This is a genomic window from Pontibacter harenae, from assembly GCF_020907245.1.
In the GTDB taxonomy this organism is placed as follows: Bacteria; Bacteroidota; Bacteroidia; order Cytophagales; family Hymenobacteraceae; genus Pontibacter; species Pontibacter harenae.
This window is the reverse complement of record NZ_JAJJWH010000055.1, coordinates 1-26,034: the sequence shown is the minus strand read 5'-3', so window position 1 is coordinate 26,034 and position 26,034 is coordinate 1. Positions and strand designations below refer to the sequence as shown.

At 42.1% G+C, this 26,034-nt stretch carries 24 protein-coding genes and 1 pseudogene; 9 read left to right on the top strand and 16 right to left on the bottom strand.

Going from position 1 to position 26,034, the window contains the following annotated elements; genetic code table 11:
* The coding region (locus LN893_RS18450) for a group II intron maturase-specific domain-containing protein (protein WP_500797100.1) at positions 1-315 on the top strand (315 nt) is incomplete at its 5' end.
* A 60-nt stretch (positions 316-375) separates the two neighbouring features.
* Here LN893_RS18450 and LN893_RS18445 read toward each other — a convergent pair.
* The 10 genes from LN893_RS18445 to LN893_RS18400 form a co-directional block, all read right to left on the bottom strand.
* Positions 376-1,092 carry a hypothetical protein gene (locus tag LN893_RS18445; RefSeq protein ID WP_229972669.1) on the bottom strand — a complete coding sequence of 239 codons (717 nt, stop codon included), beginning with the start codon at positions 1,090-1,092 and terminating at the stop codon, positions 376-378.
* Positions 1,080-1,784 carry a DUF4393 domain-containing protein gene (locus LN893_RS18440; protein WP_229972667.1) on the bottom strand — a complete coding sequence of 235 codons (705 nt, stop codon included), beginning with the start codon at positions 1,782-1,784 and terminating at the stop codon, positions 1,080-1,082. Before LN893_RS18440 ends, LN893_RS18445 begins: the two co-directional genes overlap by 13 nt.
* Positions 1,785-1,994: 210 nt before the next feature.
* Positions 1,995-3,290 carry a threonine ammonia-lyase IlvA gene (gene ilvA / locus LN893_RS18435; RefSeq protein ID WP_229972665.1) on the bottom strand — a complete coding sequence of 432 codons (1,296 nt, stop codon included), beginning with the start codon at positions 3,288-3,290 and terminating at the stop codon, positions 1,995-1,997.
* 217 nt (positions 3,291-3,507) lie between these two features.
* Positions 3,508-4,554, bottom strand: a complete 1,047-nt coding sequence (ilvC, locus tag LN893_RS18430) for a ketol-acid reductoisomerase (protein ID WP_229972662.1) — start codon at positions 4,552-4,554, stop codon at positions 3,508-3,510.
* Between the two features lie 186 nt (positions 4,555-4,740).
* Positions 4,741-5,349, bottom strand: a complete 609-nt coding sequence (gene ilvN / locus LN893_RS18425; protein WP_229972660.1) for an acetolactate synthase small subunit — start codon at positions 5,347-5,349, stop codon at positions 4,741-4,743.
* Positions 5,350-5,495: 146 nt separating this feature from the next.
* A complete protein-coding gene (ilvB, locus tag LN893_RS18420) occupies positions 5,496-7,232 on the bottom strand; it encodes a biosynthetic-type acetolactate synthase large subunit (protein ID WP_229972671.1) in 1,737 nt (578 codons plus the stop codon).
* Entirely contained in the window at positions 7,195-8,913 is a 1,719-nt protein-coding gene (gene ilvD, locus LN893_RS18415) for a dihydroxy-acid dehydratase (RefSeq protein ID WP_229972657.1), read from the bottom strand. The genes ilvB and ilvD overlap by 38 nt, the downstream gene beginning before the upstream one ends.
* 643 nt (positions 8,914-9,556) lie before the next feature.
* Complete coding sequence (pncA, locus tag LN893_RS18410; RefSeq protein WP_229972654.1) at positions 9,557-10,168, bottom strand: bifunctional nicotinamidase/pyrazinamidase; 612 nt, start codon at positions 10,166-10,168, stop codon at positions 9,557-9,559.
* Positions 10,169-10,948: 780 nt separating this feature from the next.
* Positions 10,949-12,184, bottom strand: coding sequence for a hypothetical protein (locus tag LN893_RS18405; RefSeq protein WP_229972652.1), 1,236 nt, complete (start codon positions 12,182-12,184; stop codon positions 10,949-10,951).
* Positions 12,185-12,345: 161 nt separating this feature from the next.
* Entirely contained in the window at positions 12,346-12,798 is a 453-nt protein-coding gene (locus LN893_RS18400; protein WP_229972650.1) for a YkvA family protein, read from the bottom strand.
* 208 nt (positions 12,799-13,006) lie between these two features.
* Between LN893_RS18400 and LN893_RS18395 the strand changes: the two genes are divergently transcribed.
* Together LN893_RS18395 and LN893_RS18390 are read left to right on the top strand one after the other, a co-directional pair.
* On the top strand, positions 13,007-13,561 hold the full coding sequence (locus tag LN893_RS18395; RefSeq protein WP_229972648.1) for an SRPBCC family protein: 555 nt from the start codon (positions 13,007-13,009) through the stop codon (positions 13,559-13,561).
* Positions 13,524-14,093 (top strand): DinB family protein, encoded by a 570-nt coding sequence (locus LN893_RS18390; RefSeq protein ID WP_229972646.1) that lies wholly within the window; start codon positions 13,524-13,526, stop codon positions 14,091-14,093. Before LN893_RS18395 ends, LN893_RS18390 begins: the two co-directional genes overlap by 38 nt.
* 114 nt (positions 14,094-14,207) lie before the next feature.
* Here LN893_RS18390 and LN893_RS18385 read toward each other — a convergent pair whose 3' ends face one another.
* The gene (locus LN893_RS18385) at positions 14,208-15,632 is read right to left on the bottom strand and encodes a PhoH family protein (protein ID WP_229972644.1); all 1,425 of its coding nucleotides are present in this window, start codon (positions 15,630-15,632) and stop codon (positions 14,208-14,210) included.
* Between the two features lie 540 nt (positions 15,633-16,172).
* Here LN893_RS18385 and LN893_RS18380 point away from each other — a divergent pair.
* Positions 16,173-16,361, top strand: coding sequence for a hypothetical protein (locus LN893_RS18380; protein WP_229972642.1), 189 nt, complete (start codon positions 16,173-16,175; stop codon positions 16,359-16,361).
* A 7-nt stretch (positions 16,362-16,368) separates the two neighbouring features.
* On the opposite strand, the gene LN893_RS18375 is transcribed toward LN893_RS18380, so the two are convergent.
* Both LN893_RS18375 and LN893_RS18370 read right to left on the bottom strand, forming a co-directional pair.
* Positions 16,369-16,992 (bottom strand): AlbA family DNA-binding domain-containing protein, encoded by a 624-nt coding sequence (locus tag LN893_RS18375; RefSeq protein ID WP_229972640.1) that lies wholly within the window; start codon positions 16,990-16,992, stop codon positions 16,369-16,371.
* Between the two features lie 171 nt (positions 16,993-17,163).
* The gene (locus tag LN893_RS18370) at positions 17,164-17,532 is read right to left on the bottom strand and encodes a DUF3127 domain-containing protein (protein ID WP_229972638.1); all 369 of its coding nucleotides are present in this window, start codon (positions 17,530-17,532) and stop codon (positions 17,164-17,166) included.
* A 330-nt stretch (positions 17,533-17,862) separates the two neighbouring features.
* Here LN893_RS18370 and LN893_RS18365 point away from each other — a divergent pair, with 330 nt between their 5' ends.
* Entirely contained in the window at positions 17,863-18,795 is a 933-nt protein-coding gene (locus tag LN893_RS18365; protein WP_229972636.1) for an isoaspartyl peptidase/L-asparaginase family protein, read from the top strand.
* Positions 18,796-18,850: 55 nt separating this feature from the next.
* On the opposite strand, the gene LN893_RS18360 is transcribed toward LN893_RS18365, so the two are convergent.
* Entirely contained in the window at positions 18,851-19,717 is an 867-nt protein-coding gene (locus LN893_RS18360; RefSeq protein ID WP_229972634.1) for a cyanophycinase, read from the bottom strand.
* Between the two features lie 320 nt (positions 19,718-20,037).
* On the opposite strand from LN893_RS18360, the gene LN893_RS18355 reads away from it, so the two are divergent.
* A complete protein-coding gene (locus tag LN893_RS18355; protein WP_229972632.1) occupies positions 20,038-20,526 on the top strand; it encodes a YciE/YciF ferroxidase family protein in 489 nt (162 codons plus the stop codon).
* 271 nt (positions 20,527-20,797) lie between these two features.
* On the top strand, positions 20,798-21,202 hold the full coding sequence (locus LN893_RS18350; RefSeq protein WP_229972630.1) for a hypothetical protein: 405 nt from the start codon (positions 20,798-20,800) through the stop codon (positions 21,200-21,202).
* Positions 21,203-21,292: 90 nt separating this feature from the next.
* Here LN893_RS18350 and LN893_RS18345 read toward each other — a convergent pair whose 3' ends face one another.
* On the bottom strand, positions 21,293-23,089 hold the full coding sequence (locus tag LN893_RS18345) for a M1 family metallopeptidase (RefSeq protein WP_229972627.1): 1,797 nt from the start codon (positions 23,087-23,089) through the stop codon (positions 21,293-21,295).
* Positions 23,090-23,525: 436 nt separating this feature from the next.
* Between LN893_RS18345 and LN893_RS18340 the strand changes: the two genes are divergently transcribed.
* Both LN893_RS18340 and LN893_RS18335 read left to right on the top strand, forming a co-directional pair.
* A complete protein-coding gene (locus LN893_RS18340) occupies positions 23,526-25,268 on the top strand; it encodes a L,D-transpeptidase family protein (protein ID WP_229972626.1) in 1,743 nt (580 codons plus the stop codon).
* 56 nt (positions 25,269-25,324) lie between these two features.
* Positions 25,325-25,858: a plastocyanin/azurin family copper-binding protein gene (locus tag LN893_RS18335; RefSeq protein ID WP_229972625.1), complete on the top strand. Its 534-nt coding sequence runs from the start codon at positions 25,325-25,327 to the stop codon at positions 25,856-25,858.
* Between the two features lie 62 nt (positions 25,859-25,920).
* On the opposite strand, the pseudogene LN893_RS18330 reads toward LN893_RS18335, so the two are convergent.
* Positions 25,921-26,034 (bottom strand): annotated as a pseudogene (locus tag LN893_RS18330) (IS1 family transposase); the annotation flags it as partial.

Below are 26,034 nucleotides of genomic sequence, written 5' to 3'. Positions count from 1 at the left end.
ATACAGGGCAAGCTCAAAGACATCGACAGTTGGATACGCAATAGACTCAGGCACTGCATCTGGCATGACTGGAAACGATCGGAACGGAAAAGGGAAAACCTGATTCGGCTGGGTGTTCCAAAAGGCCAAGCATATGCCTGGAGCAGAACCAGGAAAGGAGGCTGGGCAGTGGCTCAAAGCCCCATCCTGATAACGACGGTAACGGTGAAAAGGCTCGTCCGTAGGGGATATGAATCATTGCTCAACTACTACAGGAAAGTAGCTCCACAACTTAACGAACCGCTGTATGCGAGACCCGCTTGTACAGTGGTGTGAGAGGCGCACCCCGCTACCGTTAGGTAGCGGGGCCGTCTACTCAATTGACACAAGGAATTTTTAACACGGGAACCAGTCGTCAATTCTAATCAACTTCCCATTCTGGAACATTAGTAACCAATGACCTTCGTAAAGTGCTTTGGAAGGTGGCAACGCAATGGCTTCTACTTCGCCTACTTCATAAACATTCATTTTGTCAATGTTCGTAGCCGTATTGGGGAAGCGTTTCCTAACCTCGTCCAACGTAGTAGAAGAGTTTAACTTGAAGTCTTTGCTCTGCAAAAACAGCTCTTTGTTTTTACGAAAGTCAACACTTCGAAAATCCAGGGAGTCCTCGAACTGCTCAAAACGATAGCCACCGTAGTAGGCAAGTTTAGAGTCTTCGCTTCTAAAATTAGATGAGCAGGTTTCAGCCCAGTCAATAGTATTGACACTATCTGGCTTCCCCAGAAGACCATCAATGTTATTTACAGTTGTAGCCAAAGGAAACTTTCCATTGATGCGGAGGCTTTGCCAATCTAAGTGTTCCGTATTATGTACTATCGCAGCAGTTTGAACTACAGGGTTAGAGAGTACTGTCGGCAAAGAACTTCCTTGTTGCTCTGCTTCAGCGCTGGGTGACTGGCAGCCCATAAACAAGACTTGGAGTATTAGTAGTGATAGTTTGTTCTTCATGCTTTCTAATTTTGTCAACGGCTCATATAAATGACGGCTAAGGCCGTCGGCCGAGATGACGTTTATACCTTGTTGGCGGGAGTTATTTCTTAAACGATACAAGCTTTATGAAACAATACTCCAAATTCAGTAAGCCTAATGTATCTAGAGTTAATTACAGGCTTCTGTTCGTGAGATTCATCTGGTTCCGTTTGCTGAAATATTGGCGTATCAATTAAATTTAAGTATATAAGATGTAGTATATACATATTAAAGTGTTGGGGGAATGTAAGTTGTTCTAAAGGGAATAAATTTTCAACTATATCCTCCTTAGATGTATCCCCAACCTCAATTATAGTAAAGAACTTAGCTTTATAATAAATCCTTTGTTCTGCAACAACTTTAATAATCAAGGCTTCATCAGGTGAAAGCTGTTCAATTATTGAAACAAAAGCAGGATGAGCTTCATTGATTTTTTCTCTGTCTATAGCTTTCTTTAAAAGGTTTAAGTATAAATCCTTAAGATAATTTTCGTCCTCAATATATTTAAGCTTTTCTAAGACTGGACCTGCAATTGATGCAGGACTTTCAATTTGTCTTTCTTCTGGAACAGCTTCTCTAACTTGGTTTAGATATTTTTCCAAACGGTCTTGGTAAGCAGCCAGTAGTTGGATAGGAGCCGTAAAAAGTCGAGCGGCCTTAACTAAATCAGTTGCTGTTTTACCTACTTCCTTGGTAGGATTAGAAAGACCATCTTCATAGATTTTCTTTATCGTTTCTTGGCCTAAGATATTTGAAAAGTCTGGTGTGTCCATATAATATTTTTAATTACCGCCAACTTATGTATAAACGTAAACCTACGCTTATCTGCACTATATATAGATATGGTAGCTTTGACTATTCTCATCCTAATATAGCAATTTTCAAAACATCTTTATCAAAATTTATAGGTCAATATCTAAAACAAATCCCCGTTTAACTTGCGCTAAACGGGGATTGTTTCAAATACAAATAAAGCTAAAGAACTATACCAGCAAATTAAGGAAGTCTTGTTTGCCGTTAAGATATTCGTAGGCGAAACCTTCTTCGGCCATTCTGAACTTGATGTTCTCGACGTCGTGCGGCTGCTTTACCTCGATACCGACAAACACAGGGCCTTTTTCCTTGTTATTCTTTTTGATGTACTGAAAATGAATGATATCGTCGTCGGGGTGGAGCACCTCGTTTACGAAGGTTCTTAAAGCCCCTGGCTTCTGGTTAAACGTCACCATAAAGTAGTGCTTCAGTCCCTGGTGCTGCATGGCGCGCTCCTTGATATCTTCCATGCGGGTGATGTCGTTGTTGCTACCGCTTACCACGCATACCACATTTTTGCCTTTTATCTTCTCAGCATAAGATTTCAATGCAGAAATAGTTAGCGTACCTGCTGGCTCCAGCACAATGCCTTCCTCGTTGTACATTTTCAGGATGTCTTCGCAAATCTGGCCCTCAGGAATAAGCACGATATCGTCGAGCAGTTCTCGGCAAATGCCGAAAGTGAGTTCGCCAGGGCATTTTACGGCGGCACCGTCTACAAAACTATCGATCTTGTCCAGCATTAGGCGTTTCTGCTCTTTCACCGACTGGTACATAGAGGGAGCCCCCAATGGCTGCACACCAATTAGCTTGGTGTTCGGGCTCAGTTGCTTAAACACACTCGATACGCCCGAAGCCAAACCGCCGCCGCCAATCGGCATAAAGCAGTAGTCGATATCAAATTTGGCATCTTTCAACATTTCCACTCCCACCGTTGCCTGTCCTTCTACAATGGCCATATCATCAAAAGGAGGGATGAAAATACTGCCTCGGCTTTCGCAGAATTCCTTAGCAGCTTTAAAGGTGTCGTCGTAAGTGTTGCCCGTGAGCACCACTTCCACCATGTCTTTGCCGAACAGCCTTACCTTGTTTACTTTTTGAGCAGGCGTGTTGGCAGGCATAAAAATATAGCCTTTAATACCGAGCAGCTGGCAGGCGTAAGCCACACCCTGGGCATGGTTTCCTGCACTGGAGCATACAATCTCCCGCGCACGGTCTTCCTGCGGCAGCGTGCACATTTTGTTGTACGCCCCTCTAATTTTGTAGGAGCGCACCACCTGCAGGTCTTCCCGCTTCAGGTATATGCTGGACTCATAGTTCTGCGACAGCGACAGGTTCTGCATCAAAGGTGTTTTAAAGATAACCCCCTTCAGGTTCCTGGCTGCCTGCTCTACCTTCTCCAGGCTCACAACGGTATCAAGCACTAAATCTTTATCCATTTTATACTTTACAAGTACAGCGTTCATAGCTTCGATTTTCACCTAAACAAACACCTGCGCCCTTGCTGTGTGTTTTTACCAGCAAGTGAAAATGCTTAGTAGATAGTAAAACATAAACTGAATTACCATTTCTACTGGCTGTTAAGTTGTTGGTGAAAAAACACAACAACGGCTAATTTTTTCCTAGCAACAAGGCTTGCTTTAGAAAGTCTCTACTATAAACGCTGTAAATACTAATTTAAACTTAAGCTTTTCTGGAGCGCAGCTTTCTTACTACAGCGCCAGTTTTCCATAATTCTGATTCACGCAGTTCTTTCAGTTCCTCTTCCAGTTCCTGGCGGTAACCTGGCGTAGAACCACGCTGAATAGTACGCTCTGCTTCTTTGCCAGATGCTACGCTGTCATACAGATCGTTAAGTACAGGAAGAGTAGCCTCTCTAAACTTGCCTTTCCAGTCAAGGGCACCACGTTGTGCAGTTACGGAGCAGTTGGCATACATCCAGTCCATACCGTTTTCGCCTACCAATGGCACTAAGCTCTGGGTAAGTTCTTCAACTGTTTCGTTGAAAGCCTCAGAAGGAGAGTGGCCACGCTGACGCAGCACCTGGTATTGTGCTTCGATGATACCTGCCAGGGCACCCATCAATACACCACGCTCGCCAGTTAAGTCGCTGTATACTTCTTTTTTGAAATCTGTTTCGAACAGGTAACCAGAACCCACGCCTATACCCATAGCAACAGCTTTTTCATAAGCTTTGCCTGTAGCATCTTGGAAAACAGCGAAAGAAGAGTTTAGGCCGCCACCTGCCAGGTATAATCTGCGCAAGCTTGTTCCGCTTCCTTTTGGAGCTACCAAAATCACATCAACATCAGCAGGAGGTATAATACCAGTTTGTTCTTTAAACGTGATGCCGAAACCGTGCGAGAAGTACAACGTCTTACCAGCTGTCAGTCTTTCTTTTATAGTTGGCCATACTGCAATCTGACCAGCGTCAGACAACAGGTTGCAGATAATGGTGCCACGCTCTACAGCCTCTTCGATAGAGAAAAGCGTTTCACCTTCTACAAAACCATCGCTCTTAGCTTTTTCCCAGGATGGAGAATCTTTGCGTTGGCCCACAATCACGTTAAAGCCATTGTCTCTCATGTTCAGCGCCTGGCCAGGACCTTGCACGCCGTAACCAATTACAGCGATCGTTTCATTCTTAAGTACATCCTGAGCTTTAGAAAGAGGAAATTCGTCGCGAGTTACTACTTGTTCGTCTACTCCTCCAAAATTGATAGTTGCCATTTTTTTCGTTTTAGCTTATTTATTAGGTTGATTTTATTTTCAGATTTTAGATACTAGATATTAGATGCTAGACCTTCTTAGTCCCGCGCTTTAAATGGGCAAAGGGATGATCATACATGATGACTACATTACATAGTGAAAAAGTCTAAAATCTAAAATCTAAATTCTAATATCTAGCGTCTATACTTACATTGTAAACACTTTGTCCCTGTTGTTCAGGTATTCGTTTTCTACCACTTCATGGCCTGGTTCTGCCTGTTCAAACTCGCGTAGCTTTCTGTTGAAGCCTTCGCTGTTTTTGATGATGGCGATGCGAGCTGAACGTACAAACTCAATCAGTCCGTAAGGCTGCAATACCTTGATTAGGTTGTCTGTTTCTTCGCGGTGGCCTGTGGTTTCAAACACCGTATAGTCTTTGCGGATTACCACGGCGCGTGCACCATTTTCACGCAGCAGACGCTCTACCAATGCTTTCTCAGCTATCACATCCGTAGGCACTTTATACAGTGCCATTTCCTGCCAAATCACGTCTTCGTTTGTGTGATAGTATACTTTCAGCACTTCGACCTGCTTCTCTATCTGGCCAGCCAGTTTGCGCACCACTTCCTCCGTTTCGTGGATCACGATGTTGAAGCGGTGAATGCCCTCAATCTCAGAAGGAGAGGTGTTCAGGCTGTCGATATTGATTTTGCGCCTGGTAAAGATGATGGCAATGCGGTTGAGCAAACCAATCTGGTTCTCGGCGTACACCGTAATGTTGAACTCCTGCCGCTCTATATGCTTTTGATCTGTCATAGTTAAAAGGACACAAGTAGCAAGACACAGGACACAAGACTTTATTTCTAGTCATAAGGCTGATCAGAAGCTTTATCGGCTGTTTCTAAAATATAGTCGGTGTCTTAGTCTTTATACTTCGTTAATATTTTTTTTTCGTCAGAAGATTACTTCAGCCTGATCTCGCTCACGCTGCAGCCTTGTGGCACCATCGGGAACACATTGTTTTCCTTGGTAACCATAACCTCCAGCAAGAAAGAGCCCTTGTGGTTCAGCATTTCTTCTAAAGAACTCGTCAGCTCTTCACGCTTCGATACACGTTTGCCTTCTATGTGATAGCCCTTTGCCACTGTTATATAATCAGGACTAGTGATATCTACAAAAGAATAACGACGGTCGTTAAAGAGCTCCTGCCACTGCCGCACCATACCCAGAAATTGGTTGTTCAGGATGATGATTTTGACATCCACGCCACTCTGCATGATGGTGCCGAGTTCTTGTATCGTCATCTGCACGCCACCATCTCCAATTACAGCCACAACTGGTCTGTTTGGTGCGCCAAATTTGGCACCTATGGCTGCTGGTAGGGCAAAGCCCATGGTGCCTGCACCGCCACTAGTAATGTTGCTACGCGTATGGTTTAACTTAGCATAGCGGCAGGCCACCATCTGGTGCTGGCCGACATCGCTTACCACAATGGCTTCGCCTTTCGTCAGCTCGTTCAGCTGCTGAATTACTTCGCCCATAGTCAGTTCTTCGGAAGTAGGGAAGAGCTCGTCTTTTATAACTGTCTCAACTTCCTGTGCTTCATACTCGCGGAACCTCTGTAGCCACTCCGTGTGCTTCTTCTCCTGCACCAGTTCTGTCAGCAGCGGCAGTGTTTCTTTGCAATCTCCCCATACAGGTACCGTGGTTTTCACGTTCTTGTCGATTTCCGAAGGGTCTATATCCAGGTGAATGACTTTGGCTTGCTTGGCATATTTATCAAGGCGACCCGTTACACGGTCATCGAAGCGCATGCCAATGGCTATGAGTACATCACACTCATTGGTGAGCACATTAGGACCATAGTTGCCGTGCATGCCCAGCATACCTACGTTATGCGAATGGTCGCTTGGCAAGGCTCCAGCACCCAGAATTGTCCAAGCGGCAGGTATACCAGATTTTTCTATGAAAGTCTTGAATTCCTGTTCTGCTGAGCCCAACATTACACCTTGTCCCCACAACACAAAAGGCTTTTTCGCCTGGTTGATCAACTCCGCTGCCTGCTCGATGTACTCTTTGCGCACAATCGGTTTAGGGCGGTAACTGCGGATATGATTACAAGGTTTGTAGCCTGCAAAATCGAATTTCTGTATCTGGGCGTTCTTGGTGATATCAATTACCACAGGGCCAGGACGTCCGCTTTTTGCTATGTAGAAAGCCTTGGCCAATGCCTCAGGAATTTCTTCGGCATTTGTCACCTGGTGGTTCCACTTCGTTACGGGAGTGGTGATGTTGATGATATCCGTTTCCTGGAAAGCATCGGTACCCAATAAATGCGCGAAAACCTGACCTGTTATACAAACCAAAGGTGTACTGTCGATCATGGCATCGGCCAGACCTGTAACCAGGTTGGTTGCACCAGGGCCGCTAGTGGCAAATACGACGCCCACTTTGCCAGAGGCACGGGCATAACCCTGACCCGCATGTATACCGCCTTGCTCGTGGCGCACCAGTATGTGGTTCAGTTTATCCTGGTAATCATATAGGGCATCGTATATGGGCATGATTGCCCCGCCAGGGTAGCCGAAAATAGTTTCTACACCTTCTTCAAGCAAACCTATTATCAGGGCCTCAGCACCCGAAACTGCTTTTGTTTCTTCCTCAAGCAATGCTGTTGCTTGTTTCTCTTGCGTTAACATAAGCTTCATCTAAATCTGTTATACATCCGTTGCTTGCGTCGCTAACAGTTTTTATATATTTAAGCAGAACGCCCTGTTGAACATTCGGCTTTGGCTTTCGCCAATTTTCTTTTCTTGATTCTAATACTGCATCGTCTACATGCAGGTGGAGCACATTGCTGCTGGCATCAAGCGTAATTAAGTCGCCGTTTTCTACCAAAGCGATAGGGCCACCGTCATAAGCTTCTGGCGTTACGTGTCCGATAACGAACCCGTGTGTACCGCCAGAGAAACGTCCATCAGTGATGAGAGCAACTTTGTCACCCAAGCCAGCACCCATAATCGCCGAAGTTGGCTTCAACATTTCAGGCATACCTGGTCCGCCTTTCGGCCCGACGTAACGAATAACTACTACATCGCCCGCTTTTACTCTATTTTGCGTTAAGCCTAAATTCAGCTCTTCCTCAGAATCAAACACAACGGCTGGTCCTTCGAAAACCAAGCCTTCCTTACCTGTTATCTTAGCCACACCTCCTTTCGGAGCGAGATTGCCGTATAGGATCTGGATATGTCCGTCTGCTTTGATTGGGTTAGAGAATGGCCGCAGCAGGTCCTGCTCTTCGCCCAGTGGTTTTACATCTGCCAGGTTTTCTGCTATTGTTTTACCCGTTACAGTTAGCAAATCGCCTGTAATCAAACCCTCGTTCAGAAGCGTTTTCATTACAGCTGGCACACCACCCATAGCTGAGAGGTCTTCCATCAAGTACTTGCCGCTTGGCTTCAGGTCGGCCAGCACTGGCACACGGTTAGAGATTGCCTGAAAATCTTCAAGGCTCAGTTTAACACCTGCAGCATGCGCAATGGCAATCATATGGATGACTGCATTCGTAGAGCCGCCCAGCACTGTAATCAATACCAACGCATTTTCGAAGGCTTCGCGCACCATAATATCGCGTGGCTTCAGATCCATCTCCAATAGGCGTAGCAGGTAGCTGCCTGTGGTTAAACATTCGGCTTTTTTCTCAGGGCTAATGGCTACAGAAGAGGAGGAGAAGGGGATAGACATACCCAACGCTTCGGCAGCAGAAGCCATGGTGTTGGCCGTGTACATACCGCCACAGGCACCAGGCCCAGGGCAGGCGTTGCGGATGATGCCTCTGTAATCTTCTTCCGAAATATTGTTGTTCAGCTTTTTGCCGTAAGCTTCGAAGCAGGAAACAATGTTCAGTTTCTCTCCTTTGAACTCGCCGCCTTTAATCGTGCCGCCATATACCATCAGGCCAGGGCGGTTAAGGCGAGCCAAAGCCATCAGCGATCCAGGCATATTTTTATCGCAACCCACCACACAAGCCAAGGCATCATAGTTGTGTGCCCCCGTTATGGTTTCGATGGAATCAGCAATTACTTCTCTCGAAACAAGCGAGTAGCGCATACCCGCAGTACCATTTGTAATGCCGTCGCTTACACCAATCGTATTGAAGCGAAGGCCAACCATGCCGTTTTTATTAACACCTTTCTTTACCTCATCGGCCAAATCGTTTAGGTGCATGTTGCAGGTGTTACCATCGAAACCTGTGGAGCAAATGCCTACGAAAGGTTTCTGAAGGTCTGCTTCTGAGATCCCAGAACCAATCAGCATAGCCTGGGAAGCAGGCAGGCTGTCGTCTTGTGTGTAGATGCGGCTGTATTTATTTAATGCCATTGCTGTTTTTGATATTTTCTCTAAAATCTTAGGCCTTTTTTGCAGAACAAGCTGCTTGATAGCCTTTGTTTTAAGTTTTTATTATCTAATTGAGTTTAAATATCCCATATAAACCATCTGAAATAAAACCATTCTTACGAATGTCTACTTTTTCTAAAATCTATTTTATTAGCGTTAAGTAGTTGTTTTACAGCAATATATGTTGTAATTAAATACAATCTCTAAAGCTTTCTCAGGTTCTGTTTTATGATGAGAATTTCGAACAAAAGAGGGTGTTTTGCCTTCTTCGATTCATTTTATTTGATTTATTCCTTCCCATCATAATGACCTTCTAAAATGGAAAAGCCTTTCTAGGCACAAGGCTTGGAAAGGCTTTTTATACATAAATGTTCCTTTAGTTTGGTGGCAGGAGTAGAACGATAATCAGTAGCGACATGATAAGTTTATAGATTCATTTGAAATTGCTTTAAAATAGAAGAAGCCATCTTTACACTATGATGGCTTCCTCTATTCTATACTTTTGTGTCGTACTAGCAACTCATCCCTTGATTCAAATCTGTTATCTAAGTTACCTGACGGTATAGTATGTCGTAAACAGAGCTTTACTTATTCAATTAGATGAGCCCCAAAGGGAAGCTTGATGCTATCCTATAATTTCGCTGCTATTGATCACCTTACCGCCTTTACTTACTATATCCTCCTTTGCCTTTTGATAGCCTTCGGGGCTGATGGGACGGCAGGCGTCATCGATCAGGTATACCGCAAAACCTTCTTGCAGCGCATCTTTAGCTGAGAAGTAAACGCAGTAGTCTCCTGCTAAGCCTGCCAAGTATACCTCGGTGACAGCTTTGCCACGGAGGTAATCGGACAGAGCGGTTGATATGCGGTGGCCATTGTCGTAGAAGCCGCTGTAGCTGTCTACTTCTGCGTTGGTGCCTTTGCGGAAGATGGCTGCTACTTTATGCATGTTCAGTTCTTTGGAGAACTCTGCCCCAACCGAACCCTGCACACAGTGATCTGGCCACAGCACCTGCTCTAGGCCATACAGGTCTATCACATCAAATGGCTGCTTAGCGGTATGCTGAGAGGAAAAACTTTTATGATTTTGCGGGTGCCAGTCCTGTGTGGCTACTACCAAATCGAAATGCTGCTGCAGTTGGTTTGCTATAGGTATAACCTGGCCGCCTTCAGGTACGGCTAAAGCACCGCTAGGCAAAAAGTCGTTTTGTATATCAATAAGAAGTAGTGCTTTCATTTATATCTTTTCTTAAAATTTAGGTCAATAAGCTCCTTGGTTACTGCAACACCTGCCAGTATGCCAGCAACAGTCGCTTTTGAAGGAAGTCTAGAAGGAGTGAAGTCATCTCTTGTGGCATAAATGCATGTAACTTACAATTCGTTTGAAAAAACTTATCCTAGAAACTTATATACCTCAATCTATAACCTTTTAGTAAAATGCTGCCGAAAACAACTGTAGCATAAAATCCTTCCAGTTCAAATATATACTAGTATACTGAAAACAACGCTTTTTTAATGCCATTTTGATGTTCCAGCTTCAGGATTTCATTTTCTGTAACAGTTATTTGATGCTGATTCAGTTTCTGATCTTATCCAAATTGGACAACAGGAATCCCTTAATAAGTATGTAAAGCTATTTATCCCTAGTTAATCTCGCTCTGCTGCTGGCATAAGAAACAAGACAGTTTGATACGAAGCGTAAGTTTGCGTAAACCATCAGATTTTGCTCAAAACAGTCGAAGATTTGAAAGTGGAACAGCAAACCTGTGTCTAAAACACTGCTGAATCTGTCTAGCCTCATACAATTCTAAGTCTAGACAATGCAATGATTTGAAACTTTCTATCCAATAAGTAAAAACGCTGATTGGCCTTGCCTTTATTCTCTGTTTATTTGAGATGCTTGCCAATGAATGTTTATTCATAGTATGCATAAAAAAGCCGCAAGATTCTATGTCCTGCGGCTTTTGCTTTAAGTAGCTCCTATAGTATAAGCTGCTATTTCTATATTAAGTTGTTTCTACTTGCCAGCTTTAGCTGAAGATGTATCATCGCAATGTGCGGTACCTAGATTGCCATTGTTATATGCATCTAGTATGCCCGCAAGCTTAACAAACTCTGCGTTCAGCTTTTTGTTTGACTTTACTGCAACAACATTACTGCTGTGGTTGCTTAAAAGGGTAGTCGCCTGGTTAAAAGCATTCATTACCTCATCCGAAGCATAAGCAGTATACATATTTAGCTTTGCTGCAATGTACTGGTGTGCCAGGTTATAATAACCATTGCCCTGAACGGGCTTCTGCATGATCTGAATGTAGGACATACCGCTGTTGAAGAAAGGAGTTTTTTCGGCAGCAGGACCTATTTTGCTCCAAGTTGCATCGTAAGGAGCTGGACCAGACTGAGAATGAGTTTTCCAGTAGCCTTGGGTTCTGGTGCAACCAGTTTTTGGTTCTTCTGGTAATTCTCGGCAAAATTCTATGTTGTCTATTGCTGCAGAGCCTGTTTCTTCGTTAACAAGTCCTAAATATACCTCCATAGTCTGCACTCCTTTGGTGTCGCCTAAATTTAATACCTGAACACCGTTGTCGCCACTTACTTCCATAGGTACTGCTTTCAACAATTCACCATCAGTACCATACATCCTTACTTCAGATCCTGCCTCATATGAATCGATATCAATTACCGTTACTGCCTTTAGAGTTACTGTGCCCAAGTTGGAAAAATCTATTATCATTTTTCCTCCAGGACTGTAGTCATAGGCTACATTAAAGTTATCAGACCTGTTAATGATAAGTAAATTGCCGAGGTTTCTATCGTTGGCGTAAGCCGTGGATGCTCCTCCAACACCAATACCAAACCCTCCATAGTTCGTGTTCGGGGTTAGTAAATCCTGTACATGGAATTGCTGGGCCTTTTCCTGGTCTTGTACAGTTTTCGCTTGGAAAGAATCAAAAACGTTTGCTACCGATTTTGTTTGATAAGTAGAAGATGTACTTATTTTTCGGAAAGCACTTACTAATACTGGGCCTGAGCCTGCGGAGCTTGTTAATTCAGTTACAAAACCATCTGCACCCCTCTTATAGGTACCAGGCTCGAAGGTAATCATCTCGCAGCCTGGACTAATCTCAGCCATGGCGGCTTTATGTATTTTGGCAAATTCTGCAATACCTTCTTCTTCAGCTGGAGTAGTACAGGCATAAAAAGACGATACTAATGCTGCCACATAACAGGCGCGAATAAAATGTTTTTTCATACTTGAAATGGTATAAGTTTATATATTAATAGTTATATGTGAATACGTTCATTTGAAAAAAAGGTAACAGCTTAAACAAAAAAAAACGGCTGCTATTTTACTTAGCAGCCGATGCACAAATTGCCGTTCCTTATTTGATGGTTTTTTAAGACAGCATATACTTATAAAGTATCTAAGGCAGGTTCGAAGGCATTACCTTCTTCCCATGTTCTAAATTTTTCTATCTCTGATTGAAAAGCCGTTACAAACCAAGCCATTATGCTGAGATCGTCCAATAGTCCAAGAGCAGGAATAAAGTCTGGAATTATATCGAAAGGAGTTACGAGGTATAAAAGCACAGCCACACCAACAAGTAAAGATTTCTTTTCTACGCTGCGATAGCTGCCGTTGTAGTAAGCTTTCACCAACCTGATAAAAGTTTGCATGATGTCCTTTACTTGTTGTAGAGCAGGCTTGTCAGGGTTTACTTCAATCAATTTGCCGTAGGCGGTTGTTAATAATATTCCTAGCTTAACTGGTTTTGCCATAAGACCACCAGCCTTGCCCATAAATTTCTTAAAAATAGGGTTCTGGGACATGGTAAGCCCCCTATGGATCCAATCATTTGCTGTCATTTCTTATATATGTTATGTTCTATAGATATCCATACGACAAATAAGCCGATAAAGCTGTATTATAGGCTTTGGCACCCTTTTTAGATTGCTTTTAATTCAGAAAAATAATTATGCAGTACCTATTGAAAGTATTCAAACAATCCCGTTAAATTGGTGCAGCCAAATCTTATAAAAATATAAGTTTTCAATAGATTTTTTACAGAACCTTATGAAGCTGTTGCCAAAAGTGCTATTGTCGCTGCTCTTTGTAGCAGTATGCTTATATATGGGTGCCTATCTGCTGCCAAAACAGTATGAAGTAACCCACGCAGAGCTGATGGATGACGATCCGTCTCAAATTTACCCTTTGATTAGTAACCCAACCGAGTGGGAAAAATGGAGTGCCTGGAACAAGGAAAATGACCCTTCGTTGATTCACATGTACGGCGGTCCTTTAGCTGGTGCTGGGGCTCGACACAGGTGGAGCGGAGATAAAGTGGGTAGCAGCGAGATGATTTTTACTCAAAGCCTGGAAGCTGAAATGTTAGGATACGAGCAGATGCAGGATGATGACACTCTCAAAACGAAAGGAAAAATTTTGTTAAGAAAGGCTGCAGAAGGAACAGAGGTTGTTTGGACACAGGTAAGTCCGCTAAATAATCATCCTATCGCTCTTGTAAAAGGCCTTTGGCAAAAAAGGAAAGCACAAAAAGACCTGCAGCAAAGCTTAGCTGGCTTAAAGACCCTTGTTTACAACAATAGTAAAAAGCGCGCTGCCAAATAAAAAAACATATTCGCAAATGATACCAAGACCAGATTCAGCCGATTTTCCATCGTACTACCAGCCTTACATAGACCAACTGCCAGATGAGGATGTTTTAAATTTGCTGGAAAGACAAATAGAAGATATTAAAGACTTGTTCAGTAATATACCTGATGCACGTGCCAAAGAAGCCTGTGCCGAAGGTAAATGGACAATGAAAGAATTATTACAGCACATGCTGGACTCTGAAAGGATTTTTTCTTACCGCGCTCTTTGCTTCAGTCGAGGAGAACAGGCCTCTTTACCAGGTTATGATGAGAACATGTATGCCGCTAATTCAAATGCCAATGCACGTTCTGTTCAGAGCATTTTAGAAGAATATGAATTAGTGCGTAAATCAAATCTTTTACTTTTCAGAAGCTTTACCCCAGAAATGCTAGAAAGTTATGGTGTTGCTAACGGAAATAAAATGTCGCTATGCGCACTCATTTATGTTCTTGCAGCACATGAGCTACATCACATCAATATCTTAAAAGAAAGGTATTTAAGTTAATCGTTTATCTAATAAGAAAAGCAGCTTTTCAGCTGCTTTTCTTATTAATGTGCTGTAGGAATAGACAGTGGTTAAAGCTTGCATGTCAACATTAGCCGCTACATAAATGACGCACTAGAGTAGTTCATTCGCTAGGTTAGCTAACTCCGACCGTTCTCCTTTTAAAAGGGTTATGTGCGCGTAAAGCGGGTGGTTCTTAGCCCTGTCTATCAAGTAAGATAGGCCATTGCTTTGTGAGTCCAGGTAAGGCGTATCGATCTGATAAATGTCCCCTGTAAATACAATCTTCGTGTTTTCGCCTGCGCGTGAAATAATTGTCTTTACCTCGTGAGGCGTCAGGTTTTGGGCTTCATCCACTATAAAGAAGATATTCGATAAACTTCTGCCCCTGATATAGGCTAATGGTGTAATCATCAGTTTCTCCTGTTCCACCAGTTCCCGTATTTTCTGGTACTCTTTTCCATTCTCGGGGAACTGGTTCTGTATGTACTTTAGGTTATCCCAAAGTGGCTCCATGTAAGGGTTCAGCTTTGATTTAATGTCTCCTGGCAAATAGCCGATGTCCTTGTTGCTGAGGGGCACCACAGGTCGGGCCAGGTAAATCTGCTTATAATCACGGCGCTGCTCTAAAGCGCTTGCCAGTGCAAGGAGCGTTTTACCTGTACCAGCCACACCTTGTATGGATACGAGCTTGATCTTAGGGTTAAGCAGGGCATGTAGAGCAAAAGCCTGTTCTGCATTCCGAGGTTTTATACCATAAGCAGTGTGTTTGTCTACTCGTTCTAAAGAGCTTTCTGCTTGGTTATAAAAGGCTAAAGCAGAGTTTTTAAAACTTTTAAGTATAAAGAAATGATTGTCTGCTGGTGGCGTATCTAAAATCAACGTACTTTCGGAATGACCTTGCTCAAACAGCTCGTTTATAACCTGCGATGGTACGTCATCTAAAGTATCGTTACCAGTGTAGAGCCCAGCTACATCCTGAATTTTACCTGTTTCATAGTCTTCGGCAATTAAATTCAGCGCCCTTGCCTTCAGGCGCAGATTGATGTCTTTTGTGACCAGCACCACCTTATGATCTGGTTTTTCACGCTGTAGGTGTAGAGCGGCATTGAGTATATGGTGGTCATTCTTGTCCCCGAAAATGGCTACGGCACCATCTGAGCTTTCTGAAGTCATCAACACCTTAAAATTGCCCTTGTTAGTTCCGTTTAGTGGGAGCCATTCCTGCAGTTTGTGTTCAGCAGATAATTTGTCGATGAAACGAATAAACTCTCTCGCTTCAAAGTTTTTGATATCATTTCCCTTTTTAAAATTATCCAGTTCCTCCAGCACCGTAATAGGTATGGCCACATCATGTTCCTGAAAATTTTGTACAGCACTGTGGTCATAAAGTATGACAGAGGTATCCAGAACAAAGATTTTTGTCGGTTTATCAGGTGTAGCTTTACGCTTAGGCTTTTTTGTAACTGTAAGGTGAGTGTCGGCCTCGTTTGTTTTAGTAATAACTTCGACCTTGGCTGGTTTGGCGGTTGTAGGCATGTAGTTAGGCTAAGGGTGAAAGATTAGGCTTGCTGGTAAGCACTTCAATTACTATATATAATATAAGATACGTTTATTTCTGCTTTATGTCTACAGGCTCATCTTAAATACTAGACCACATGTTAAGCTTACTACCATAAGATAAGTTTTGAAGTTCTACATCCATCTGAATACTAGAACCTTAGCCAAGGTATTGTTTCACTAATTATTTAATTATAAAGCGTAGGAATTTTTAAATTTGGTTAAGTATTCAACCTTAAGGGAGAATAAAGATGTAACCTGGACTTCTAATATTAGTGCTGTTGTTTTGTGTTCCGTTTGGAAGTCACTCCCAAAGTTAGATTTCGAGAAGGTTAGGGATTTTTTTAACTAAACAATTATGATAAGGAAGGGCAGGTGCATAGCCACTGGAATGTCTATTGGTTAGATGATGCCACTTTAGAGAGAAAAGGCCGATACAAACATGGGAGAGAAATTGGCATTTGGAAATACCTCTCATATATTGACGGTTCACTTATGATGAAACGAGGAAAGGAATCCATGAAAGTGAAGCGATTTTATCCTAATGGTGAAGTTGGGAAGGAGGGGCAAGCATTTAGAGTAGAAACAGTTGAAGACTGGCTGGTGTATGATCAGAACGGCAACTGTATCTATACTGGAATCTATAGAAATGGTAATTTAATAGGTAAGAAAGGATTATCTTCTGACTTGCAGGATTTTTTAGCATGACTAAGTCTTAGCTTAAGGTATAATAAGCTTCTTTCTCTTTGTCATGCAATCGTAGGTAGCCATGTATTACAAGTTTTACCAAAATGCGATAAGCACGTCGCTCTGACAGGTTAGCTACTTTCATGTATTGTTTCAAGGTAATGCGTGGGTTCCTATCTAGGTAATCAAGGGCAGACAGTTCTTGCCTGTCCAATGGCAGTGGCTCGAACTGAGATTGCAGTTCTTGTGAAAGCTTTTTATGTTCTACTTTGCTTGTTTGTACACTGGTATCTTTAACTCTTATGTAGCTACGCCAGTCGCCTTCTTTAAGCTTAGCTAAATGAGGTTTGTGTATGCTTTCTGGTACTATTACTTTAAGTATGGTTTTACCATCAACCTCTTCCTCTTCATACATAATTTTAACAGGAGGATCGCAATAAAAATCCGCAGCCATCTGCAGGGTGTGCTTTTCCTCTTCAGGGTCTACGCCGCAGATTGTGCCATTATCTTTTACGCCAACTAACAATTGGCCGCCTCTCGTATTGGCAAAGGATACAAGTGTTCTGGCAATTTTCTCTGGTTGGGTTACCCGCTGCTTAAAGTCTAGCTGATCGTTTTCGCCTTTCCAAATCAGGCGTTGCAGTTCATCCATAGATTTAGTTGAGGCACATTCGCTATAACCATGAGCGGCAGTTATGGATTTTGTGCCTTTAGTTCTTCTTCGATAAAGAACTTAAAAAGTTCTGTAGATCGCGGTTCATTTGTGAATAGAGCAAAAAAAAGCGAGCTGTAAGGCTCGCTTTTTTTATATTGGAATGACTGCTTAAAAAGGTAAGTCGTTATCTGCATCGTTGCTATAGAAGGATGGAGCCTCGTCTTGCGCAGGAGCGCTTGCTGGTGCACCAAAACCACTGGCTGCACTCTCAATGCGCCATGCCTGAAGGTTAGTAAAATACATGGTAGTGCCGTTTTTCGTAAAAGGCTTACCTGTAAGGTTAAATGTTACTTTAACTTCATCTCCTGCTTTGTACTGGTCAAGCAAGCTGCACTTATCCTGTGTTAGCTGAAACTTAACATATTGAGTATAAGAGCCATCAGGAATCTCGAGAACAAACTCCCTTTTTCTGAACTTATCACTTACTTGTTGCTCTTCAAACGCTTCGTACAGCTTTCCTTGGATATCAAATGACATAAATAAAATTGTTTTAAAGTGGTTTAATCCGTTAGCAAAGATAACCCTTTTTTACCTGAAAAAGATCATTTGCCTCCGCTTTTAAGACCTTAAAATTACTCTTTTAAAGCTTGTAAAACTGCTGAGTGACTGTAGGCGTAAGAGCAACCTTTAGCACATATTATAGGTGTAAATACTAATTGTTAACAATTTATCTCGAGGTAGTTTATGTATAACTTTATCCTAAATATTTCATTTTTAAAATAAGTTATTGAAAACAGATTAGAAAAAGCGTTACCTATCAAGTTTAATCAAGTAGTATCTAACATCAATTTACAATCCAAAATAGAGATGACAAATTTTGCCATAGCGATACACGGAGGTGCTGGAACGATAACCGCCGCATCTTTAACTAGTCAACAGGAAAAGGTCTACAGAGCTGCGTTGCAAGAGGCTGTAGAGGCGGGGCACCAAGTACTTGCAGACGGTGGATCCTCGCTAGAGGCAGTAGAGGTTGCTGTTGTGTTGCTGGAGGATTCTCCGCTTTTTAACGCTGGCCGAGGATCTGTTTTTACTAAAGAAGGTAAGCATGAAATGGATGCCGCCATTATGTGCGGCAAAACGCTAGAGGCTGGTGCCGTGGCAGGAGTTAAGAACATTAGGAATCCTGTCAAACTTTCAAGGGCTGTAATGGACCATTCTGACCATGTAATGCTGAGTGGCTACGGTGCTGAGGAATTTGCCCGTAACCATGGCATTGCTTTTGAAAATGAAGCTTATTTTTTTGATGCCTTCCGCTATAGACAATGGTCAGAAGTGCGAGATTCTAATATGTTCATGCTTGACCACTCTGAAAAGAAGGACGAGAAATTTGGCACAGTAGGGGCTGTAGCACTAGACAAAAGCGGAAATTTAGCTGCTTCCACCTCTACAGGAGGGATGACAAACAAGAACTATAACAGGATAGGCGATACCCCTATTATAGGAGCTGGAACTTACGCCAATAATGCCACCTGTGCCGTCTCCTGCACAGGTCATGGGGAATTTTATATGCGTGCAGTTGTGGCTTATGATGTTTCTTGCCTAATGGAATACAAAGGCTACAGTTTGAAACAAGCCTGTGAAGAAGTTGTACAGCGCAAGCTAGTGAATATGGGCGGTGAAGGTGGTCTTATCGCTGTTAGTAGTAATGGAGATGTAAGTCTTCCATTCAACACAGAAGGTATGTACAGAGCTTTCAAGCGAAATAAAGAAAAAACTTTTGTTGGTATATATAAGGAGTAGCCTTAACAGACATTTTTTTTGATGTGTGACTGTATGACCTTATAGAATGCTGTGCCTACTCTAGAGTAGATGAATTGCGGTAAAACTGGCGCTTATAAATATCATATACATTGCCTTTTGCAAGTACATGCATCACTATGTTTTCTATGGCTATAGGTCTACCAATAGCTACTTCCTCTATATTAGTATACCCAATGTCGTGACCATCAGCTATAATAACCAGGTTAGAGCCGATGGTTTCAATCATATTACCTTCTGTAATCAGTATGCCTGTATCTTCGCCCAAACCTATACCGATGGTTTTTGGGTGTGTGGCAACTGCTTCCATGAGTCTACCAAACCGACCCCTTATTATAAAGTGAGTATCTATAATTACTCCTGATAATATATTGAGACCAGAAGCCATTTTAACGGAGCCTCGAAGCAAGGATTCTGTGGCACTGCCGCCTTTTATCATGAATTTAGACATGGCCATAGCGCCAGCACTGGTGCCTGCTAGCACAAAACTTTCCTGCTGGTAGCGTTGTTTTATAATCTGAAGTATTTCAGAGTTTTTAAAAATACGGGTAATGCGGGATTGGTCTCCACCACTAAAAAGAATACCGTCTGCAGCTTTAACTCTGCTAATATATTCAGAATTTAGTACATCATTTTCTTCCCGGATGTGCATCAGGTTCACATTTCCAGCTCCTAATATGCCAAAGGCACTTAAATAACGCTCTCCAACCTCCTCAGGAATCATAGACGCTGTCGTGATGACTTCTATGTGAGGATTTGTGGCTGGTATTTCCTGCAGAAATCGTTTTAGGATGCCCAATTCAAAGAAGTCCAGATAGTATTTCTTCTTTGATTTAGGGTTCGGATACGTGCCTTTGTCCTCGTTGCCACCAATAGCTATTATTTTCCCTTTAGGTTTGTCCACTGTGCTTTTTGATTTATCGAAGGGTTCTTTTTGTATAATAAACCCAATAAGGGTACCAATAAAAAAATAAAACTGTTTCAGAATTGCTTTCTCCTCAGGCTCATTCCTTATGCATAAGCACAGTTGTAATTAAACAAGCTAAATATATTAATAATTATATTTATAAAGCTTAAGCAATTAGAGGTGAAGCTGTTGTTGTTTTTTAATTTATATTTTCTAACCCATCTAAAATGCAGCCGTATAGAACTAACATGAAAGCTAAGGCTTAAAAAGCTGAAGCGAATTTAGAGAATAGAACTTAAACGAAACCTTTCTAAGCTATGAAACTTAACAATTTAAATGATCTTCTGATCCACGAACTAAAAGACATTTATAACGCAGAGCAGCAAATCACTAAGGCGCTTCCTAAAATGAAAGAAGCAGCCTCTTCAGATAAATTAAAGAAAGCTTTTCAGGACCACCTGGAAATGACTGAGAAACAGATTGAGCGTCTGGATAAAGTGTTTGAAATTATCGGTGAGAAATCAAGCGGTGAGAAATGCAAAGCCATGGAAGGCATCATAAAAGAAGCTGACTCTATGATGAGTGAGAAAGCTGATGCCAGTGTTATGGACGCAGCACTTATTGCTTCTGCACAGCGTGTAGAGCATTACGAAATTGCCGCTTACGGTACTGTTTGCACTTATGCAAAACAACTAGGCATGGATGAAGTGTTAGATCAACTACTGATAACACTAGAGGAAGAGAAAAAGACAGACTCCCTTCTGACTGAGATTGCAGAAAAATCAATCAACGCGAAAGCAGAGTAATTAAATTGCACGAAAAAGCTCTGAGCTTCCTCTAGCTTACCCAAGCAGAGCAGAAGGATACAGAGTTTCGTTATAACAGAAAAGCCACACTAATTATTAGTGTGGCTTTTCTGCTAATAGGGGTATAGCTAACTCTGTATTTTTAATCTTCTTTAGGCATAACCTTATATTTAAATTTACTTTTTTGTTGCCAATGTTCCTGGTCATGATGCAACCGTTTAAGAGTAAAAATGCTCATAGCATAAAGAACTGACCACAAAATTTTATTGCTATGAAAGATTTTATACTCAAGATTTTGATATTGCTTCCTCTGTTGGCTACAGGATGTAATGCTGACAATGATGTTTTGCCCGAACAAAGTCTAAATTGCTCTAAACTTGCTAATGCACTTAGGACAAATGAATCGGACAAAGTTGAAGACGAAATAAATCAGTTGCTCCGCGACATTGATGGTAATTCTGTAAAGGGCCAGGAAGAAACTCTAAAAGCATTTGTAGAACATTTTGAATCATGTTCTACTATCGACGTTATAGATTCCTGCTTTGGGTGCATCTTCACTAACCCTGCACAATCGGAAATAAGAGTTACTGTTTCTGGAAGTAATCAAGAGACAAACAAGTGTATCGACTTGCAGCATAAAGACAGTAAGCTCATATTCTTTAAGCTGCATGATTAAAGAACAGCCTAGCCCAATAATGATTGGCAGATAAGTTAAGCTCTAGCTTTGTCATACTCGCTATTCTGCCAATCGTTGTGGCTTAATAATTTATTTCAGCATTTCGTCTAATGTAACAGTAGAAACTGCGTGGTAATTTGGTCGTGCTTTCGCGTAAATAGCCAATGCTTTCTTCTTACCTTCTGGCGTGGCAATAAGTGCTTTGTAGATAGGCACCAAAAACTTGCGTCTTCCTACACTGGTGAGGAAAATTTCCATTGCCTGGTCAGCAGTTATATAGTTGTTGCGGATGGCGTGTAAGAACCAAGCTGCAAGTATTTCTGAATTGCCAGAGTTTGTAAAGTTGAAAGCTTTGTCTAAGTCAGCCATTTTTTGTTGCGACATCTGTTCAGGCAAAAGTCTTATAAAATGCAACCACTCATGGCTTGACCAGTCTTTGGTATTAAGTTGTGCGGCAGGTGTGCCCTGCTGCCATGCTTGTGAGGTTTCTTCTACTTTTGCAAAAAGGCTGGAAGCAGGAGTGTAATGTTCTTCAGGTAATCCTGCTGAATAAATCCAGGCATCAGCATTTATCTGCTCCGCCAACTTTTCATCTCCTTTGATTAATTCAGAATTCAGAAAATCTAAAAAACGATCGGTAGTGGTGGTACCGAAGGCAAAGGTCTGGAAATACTTGTTTAAAAACGCATCAAATTTATCTCGACCGACTGCTCTTTCAATGTGCACTAAATAGGCGTTTCCCTTTTCATAGGCAATATCTGTCAGGCCTTCATCAGGGTCTCGTCCGTCTAACTCTAATTTCAATCTAGTGTCTTCGCTATTGCGTCCCAAGTCATCAAGTGTGTGTTGCAAGTCCTGGTAGCCTAAAACCTCAAGCATATCCGCATAGTCTTTGCCATATAGCTCTTCCATTATGCGACGCTCAAAGTATACAGTAAAGCCTTCGTTTAACCAAAAGTCCTCCCAGGTAGCATTTGTTACTAGGTTGCCACTCCAGCTATGCGCTAATTCGTGGGCTATCAGGCTTGTGAGGGATCTGTCTTTGGCTAGAACGGTGGGCGTTACAAAAGTCAGGCGAGGGTTTTCCATACCTCCAAAAGGGAAGGAGGGTGGTAGCACAAGTAAATCGTAGCGGTTCCAACGGTACTTTCCATAGAGTTTTTCGGCAGCGACCAGCATTTTGTCCATTTCTGCAAACTCATAAGCCGCAGCCTCGATGGTGGCAGGTTCGGCATAGATACCTGTTTGTTCCCCGATTGGCCTGAACACAAGATCTCCCACCGAAAGAGCCATCAGATAGGAAGGTATAGCCTTTTGCATTAAAAACTTATATTCACCTGTCTCATTCTTTTCTTTAGGGTTTTCCGCACTCATTACTGCCATAAGTTCTTTAGGTACTTTTACGCTGGCACTGTAAGTAATCCGTATGCCTGGGCTGTCCTGAATCGGAATCCAGGTGCGTGCTAGTATAGCCTGAGATTGTGTGAAAAGGAAAGGGTGTTTTTTGCCAGCCGTTTGTTGTGGGCTTAGCCACTGCAAAGCCGCTGCCTCAGGTGTGGTGCTATAGTGTATAGTCACAGTTTTTGTTTCTGGCTTGATGTCCACGAACATTGGCTGGCCTAAAACTTTGTCATCGTTACCTAGTTTGAAAGTTGTTTCTTTTGTGTCCTCATCCAATAGAACCTTTTCTATCTTAAGGCCACGTGTGTCAAAAATAATTTGGTTTGTCTTTGTTAGATTCTTAATCTGGTAGGTGGCGGTACCACTCAGAATCTTCTTTTCAAAATCTACGGTAATGTCAAGATCTAAATGCTTGGCTACCGCCTCTTTAGGCTTAGAATAGCTATGTACATCTTGAGAGGCTTGAGCTAAGTTATTGACTGTCATAGTTTCAGTGTTTTGATTATTCTGTGTGCTGCATGAAGCCAGGTGCAGGCAACCTGCTATACCTAAGCTTAATAAATATGTCTTGTATATCTTCATTTACTGAGACGCTCGTTAAGCCGCAAAGTTAGCCTTTTTAAATTTTTTCTGAAATGCAGCTCCCATTAGTAAACTTGCAATAACAGAAGGTGCACAAGATTCCTGATTTAGTTTTGAAGTTAGATGGTTAGCGGCATGGTTTTGGCATCTCCTTACACAAAGAATGCAATAGAGGTTTAAAAGAGAACATTTTTTGCAAATTTAAAGTACATAAGATGGAAATGCGCTTGCGTGCTCATTTATTTGTATAAGATAGTATTTATCTAAGAAAGGTTGCTACTGATAGCTAATGATTGAGCCATTATGATGTGTAAGTGCATGCAATTAAAATTTCAACAATATGATCCCGTATAATTTGATAAACTTAAAATACAGCTTGATTTTCGGTTTGTTAGGTGTGCTTTCGGTTGGCTGCAACAGTGGCTCAAGTGATAGTAGCACAAGCAATAGCGTCGCTGGCCTTTTTTCTAAAAATGAGATAGCGCAAAGTAAAACAGACAGTACGTTTGTGCTAGACTATATAAACAAAGAACCAAAGTTTAAAGAGCATAAAGACCTTATGTTTCTTTTCTACGGAGACCGAGATTATAAACTGGCCTGGTTTGACGATAACGAGTTAGTCCCTCAATCAGAAAAGCTACTATCGACAATAGATCATGCCCCCAAAGAAGGTCTAGAACCACGCAATTATCGCTTGGTGGACTTTGATGCCATGTTCAATAAGTATAAAGAAATGTCGCCGAGTGACTCGGCAAGGCTTAAACTACAGCAGGAAATAGATGTGGCCCTTACTGCTACATATTTTGTTTATGCTTCTGATTTCTACAGAGGACGCGTTAATCCGCAAAATGTATCGAAGGTAAGTTGGGGGGTGCGGAACAATAAAATAAAACTGCACAAGGCTTTACAAACCATTCTTAAAGAGCGTGAGAGTACTTACCCATATTATGAGTTTGAGGCCCTGCACCACGGTTATGTGCAGCTAAGAGACAAACTTTCTGAGTATAGAGCTCTACAGGAAAAAGGCGGCTGGCCAAAAGTTGAGCTAGGCGACCGAAAATTGCTTCAGAAGGGCGATACCGCTAAGGCAGTTTTAGCGCTAAGAAAGAGGCTGAATCCAGAGCAGAATTTTAATGCTAATGACAAGAAACTTCAGGTTTATGATGCTAATTTGGAACGACAGGTAAAACAGTTCCAGATGCTGCATGGGCTAAAGCAGGATGGTGTGGTAGGAGGAAACACCCTTTCTACCATGAATATACCGTTAGAAGAACGAATTGATCAGATCATGATCAACATGGAAAGATGGCGTTGGATACCAAAGCGTATGGTGCCTAAAAAGCTTGACCAGAAGTATATTTGGGTAAACATACCCGAATACAAGCTTTATGTATATGAAGACCCTAACAACGATCCCGAAGCAGATAGAAAGTATGAGAAAGTACTGGAAATGCCTGTAATTGTTGGTAAGACCATGCATTCTACGCCTATTTTTAGCGATAAACTAGAGTATGTGGTGATGGCGCCTTACTGGAACGTACCTAATAGCATTGTCGAAAACGAAATAAAGCCAAAGATGCTACGGAATCCTGGTTATCTGGCAAGCCAAAACATGGAGGTTGTGACAAAGGAAAAAAATCCTCAGCGAGTGTCGGAATATGATATTGACTGGGCTTCTGTAACGGAGCAGAACTTTACTTATAGAGTGAGACAGAAGCCAGGGCCGAAAAACTCTTTAGGTCAGATAAAATTTCTGTTTCCGAACGAACATGCTGTATACCTGCACGATACTCCTGCAGATGCTCTGTTCAGCCAAACGCAGCGTGACTTCAGCCACGGCTGTGTGCGTGTAGAAAGACCTTTAGACCTGGCAAAGTATGTTTTGAAAGACATGCCTGAGTGGGACGAGAATCGTATAAGAGAAGCAATTAACGGAGGTGAGGAAACTTGGGTAACCTTACCAAAGCAAGTGCAGGTTTACCTGGTATACTTTACGGCCTGGGTAGATGAAAGCGGGCAAATCCATTTCAGGGAAGACCTTTATGGACATGATAATAAGCTGGAACAGGAGTATTTCGGCTAAATACATACAGCCATCAGCGCAAATAAGCGTATGTATGGATGTTGTAAAGATGATAAATGAAAAATACTTTTTCTTTTCTGGTTATAGGTTTTATGTTTCTCGCTGCCAGTTGTAGCTCAAACGAAGAAGCAGGCGGCAATTCTGAAACGGCTGCTGACGCCTCACAAAATGTGCAAAGTTCAGATTTGGATGACAGCACATATCAGGAGGTGGAAGAATTTACATTAAGGGCAGTAGGAGAAACATTGGAAGAAATAGCTTTTGATAAAGATACTTTAGAGGTAAATGCTGGTTCTGTTGTAAAGCTAAAGCTTTTGAATGAGGCGGTGGATATGCCCATGTTGCATAATGTAGTATTTACCGAGCCAGGCAAGTATAAACAAGTTGCTATGGCTGGGTCAAAGGTAGGGGCATCAGGTAATTATATACCGCTAGATTCAGTAGGCGTCCTGGCAGCTACGCCTATCGTATTACCAGGTCAAACAGTGGATATGGAATTCAAAGCTCCAACCGAACCAGGTACCTATGACTTTGTCTGCACCTACCCAGACCATTGGCAACGCATGCACGGTAAACTGATAGTGAAATAGCTAGCTTATAATTTTTTTGAAGCCTATCCTGAGAAGGATAGGCTTTATTTTTTTGGGTACTTTTATAAAAGTAATGATAAGTTATAGTTGGCGACAAAGAACTTAATATCCATCAGGTGTCTGTCGAGTTTTTTCGAGAAAGAGAGTGCCTTTCTCACTAACCTTGAGCATCTCTG

Excerpts from the sequence above, each read along its gene's own strand:
- LN893_RS18440 (WP_229972667.1), bottom strand. The coding sequence starts at position 1,784 with ATGGACACACCAGACTTTTCAAATATCTTAGGCCAAGAAACGATAAAG.
- ilvA (WP_229972665.1), bottom strand. The coding sequence starts at position 3,290 with ATGAACGCTGTACTTGTAAAGTATAAAATGGATAAAGATTTAGTGCTT.
- ilvC (WP_229972662.1), bottom strand. The coding sequence starts at position 4,554 with ATGGCAACTATCAATTTTGGAGGAGTAGACGAACAAGTAGTAACTCGC.
- ilvN (WP_229972660.1), bottom strand. The coding sequence starts at position 5,349 with ATGACAGATCAAAAGCATATAGAGCGGCAGGAGTTCAACATTACGGTG.
- ilvB (WP_229972671.1), bottom strand. The coding sequence starts at position 7,232 with ATGTTAACGCAAGAGAAACAAGCAACAGCATTGCTTGAGGAAGAAACA.
- ilvD (WP_229972657.1), bottom strand. The coding sequence starts at position 8,913 with ATGGCATTAAATAAATACAGCCGCATCTACACACAAGACGACAGCCTG.
- pncA (WP_229972654.1), bottom strand. The coding sequence starts at position 10,168 with ATGAAAGCACTACTTCTTATTGATATACAAAACGACTTTTTGCCTAGC.
- LN893_RS18405 (WP_229972652.1), bottom strand. The coding sequence starts at position 12,184 with ATGAAAAAACATTTTATTCGCGCCTGTTATGTGGCAGCATTAGTATCG.
- LN893_RS18400 (WP_229972650.1), bottom strand. The coding sequence starts at position 12,798 with ATGACAGCAAATGATTGGATCCATAGGGGGCTTACCATGTCCCAGAAC.
- LN893_RS18395 (WP_229972648.1), top strand. The coding sequence starts at position 13,007 with ATGAAGCTGTTGCCAAAAGTGCTATTGTCGCTGCTCTTTGTAGCAGTA.
- LN893_RS18385 (WP_229972644.1), bottom strand. The coding sequence starts at position 15,632 with ATGCCTACAACCGCCAAACCAGCCAAGGTCGAAGTTATTACTAAAACA.
- LN893_RS18380 (WP_229972642.1), top strand. The coding sequence starts at position 16,173 with ATGAAAGTGAAGCGATTTTATCCTAATGGTGAAGTTGGGAAGGAGGGG.
- LN893_RS18375 (WP_229972640.1), bottom strand. The coding sequence starts at position 16,992 with ATGGATGAACTGCAACGCCTGATTTGGAAAGGCGAAAACGATCAGCTA.
- LN893_RS18370 (WP_229972638.1), bottom strand. The coding sequence starts at position 17,532 with ATGTCATTTGATATCCAAGGAAAGCTGTACGAAGCGTTTGAAGAGCAA.
- LN893_RS18365 (WP_229972636.1), top strand. The coding sequence starts at position 17,863 with ATGACAAATTTTGCCATAGCGATACACGGAGGTGCTGGAACGATAACC.
- LN893_RS18355 (WP_229972632.1), top strand. The coding sequence starts at position 20,038 with ATGAAACTTAACAATTTAAATGATCTTCTGATCCACGAACTAAAAGAC.
- LN893_RS18350 (WP_229972630.1), top strand. The coding sequence starts at position 20,798 with ATGAAAGATTTTATACTCAAGATTTTGATATTGCTTCCTCTGTTGGCT.
- LN893_RS18345 (WP_229972627.1), bottom strand. The coding sequence starts at position 23,089 with ATGACAGTCAATAACTTAGCTCAAGCCTCTCAAGATGTACATAGCTAT.
- LN893_RS18340 (WP_229972626.1), top strand. The coding sequence starts at position 23,526 with ATGATCCCGTATAATTTGATAAACTTAAAATACAGCTTGATTTTCGGT.
- LN893_RS18335 (WP_229972625.1), top strand. The coding sequence starts at position 25,325 with ATGAAAAATACTTTTTCTTTTCTGGTTATAGGTTTTATGTTTCTCGCT.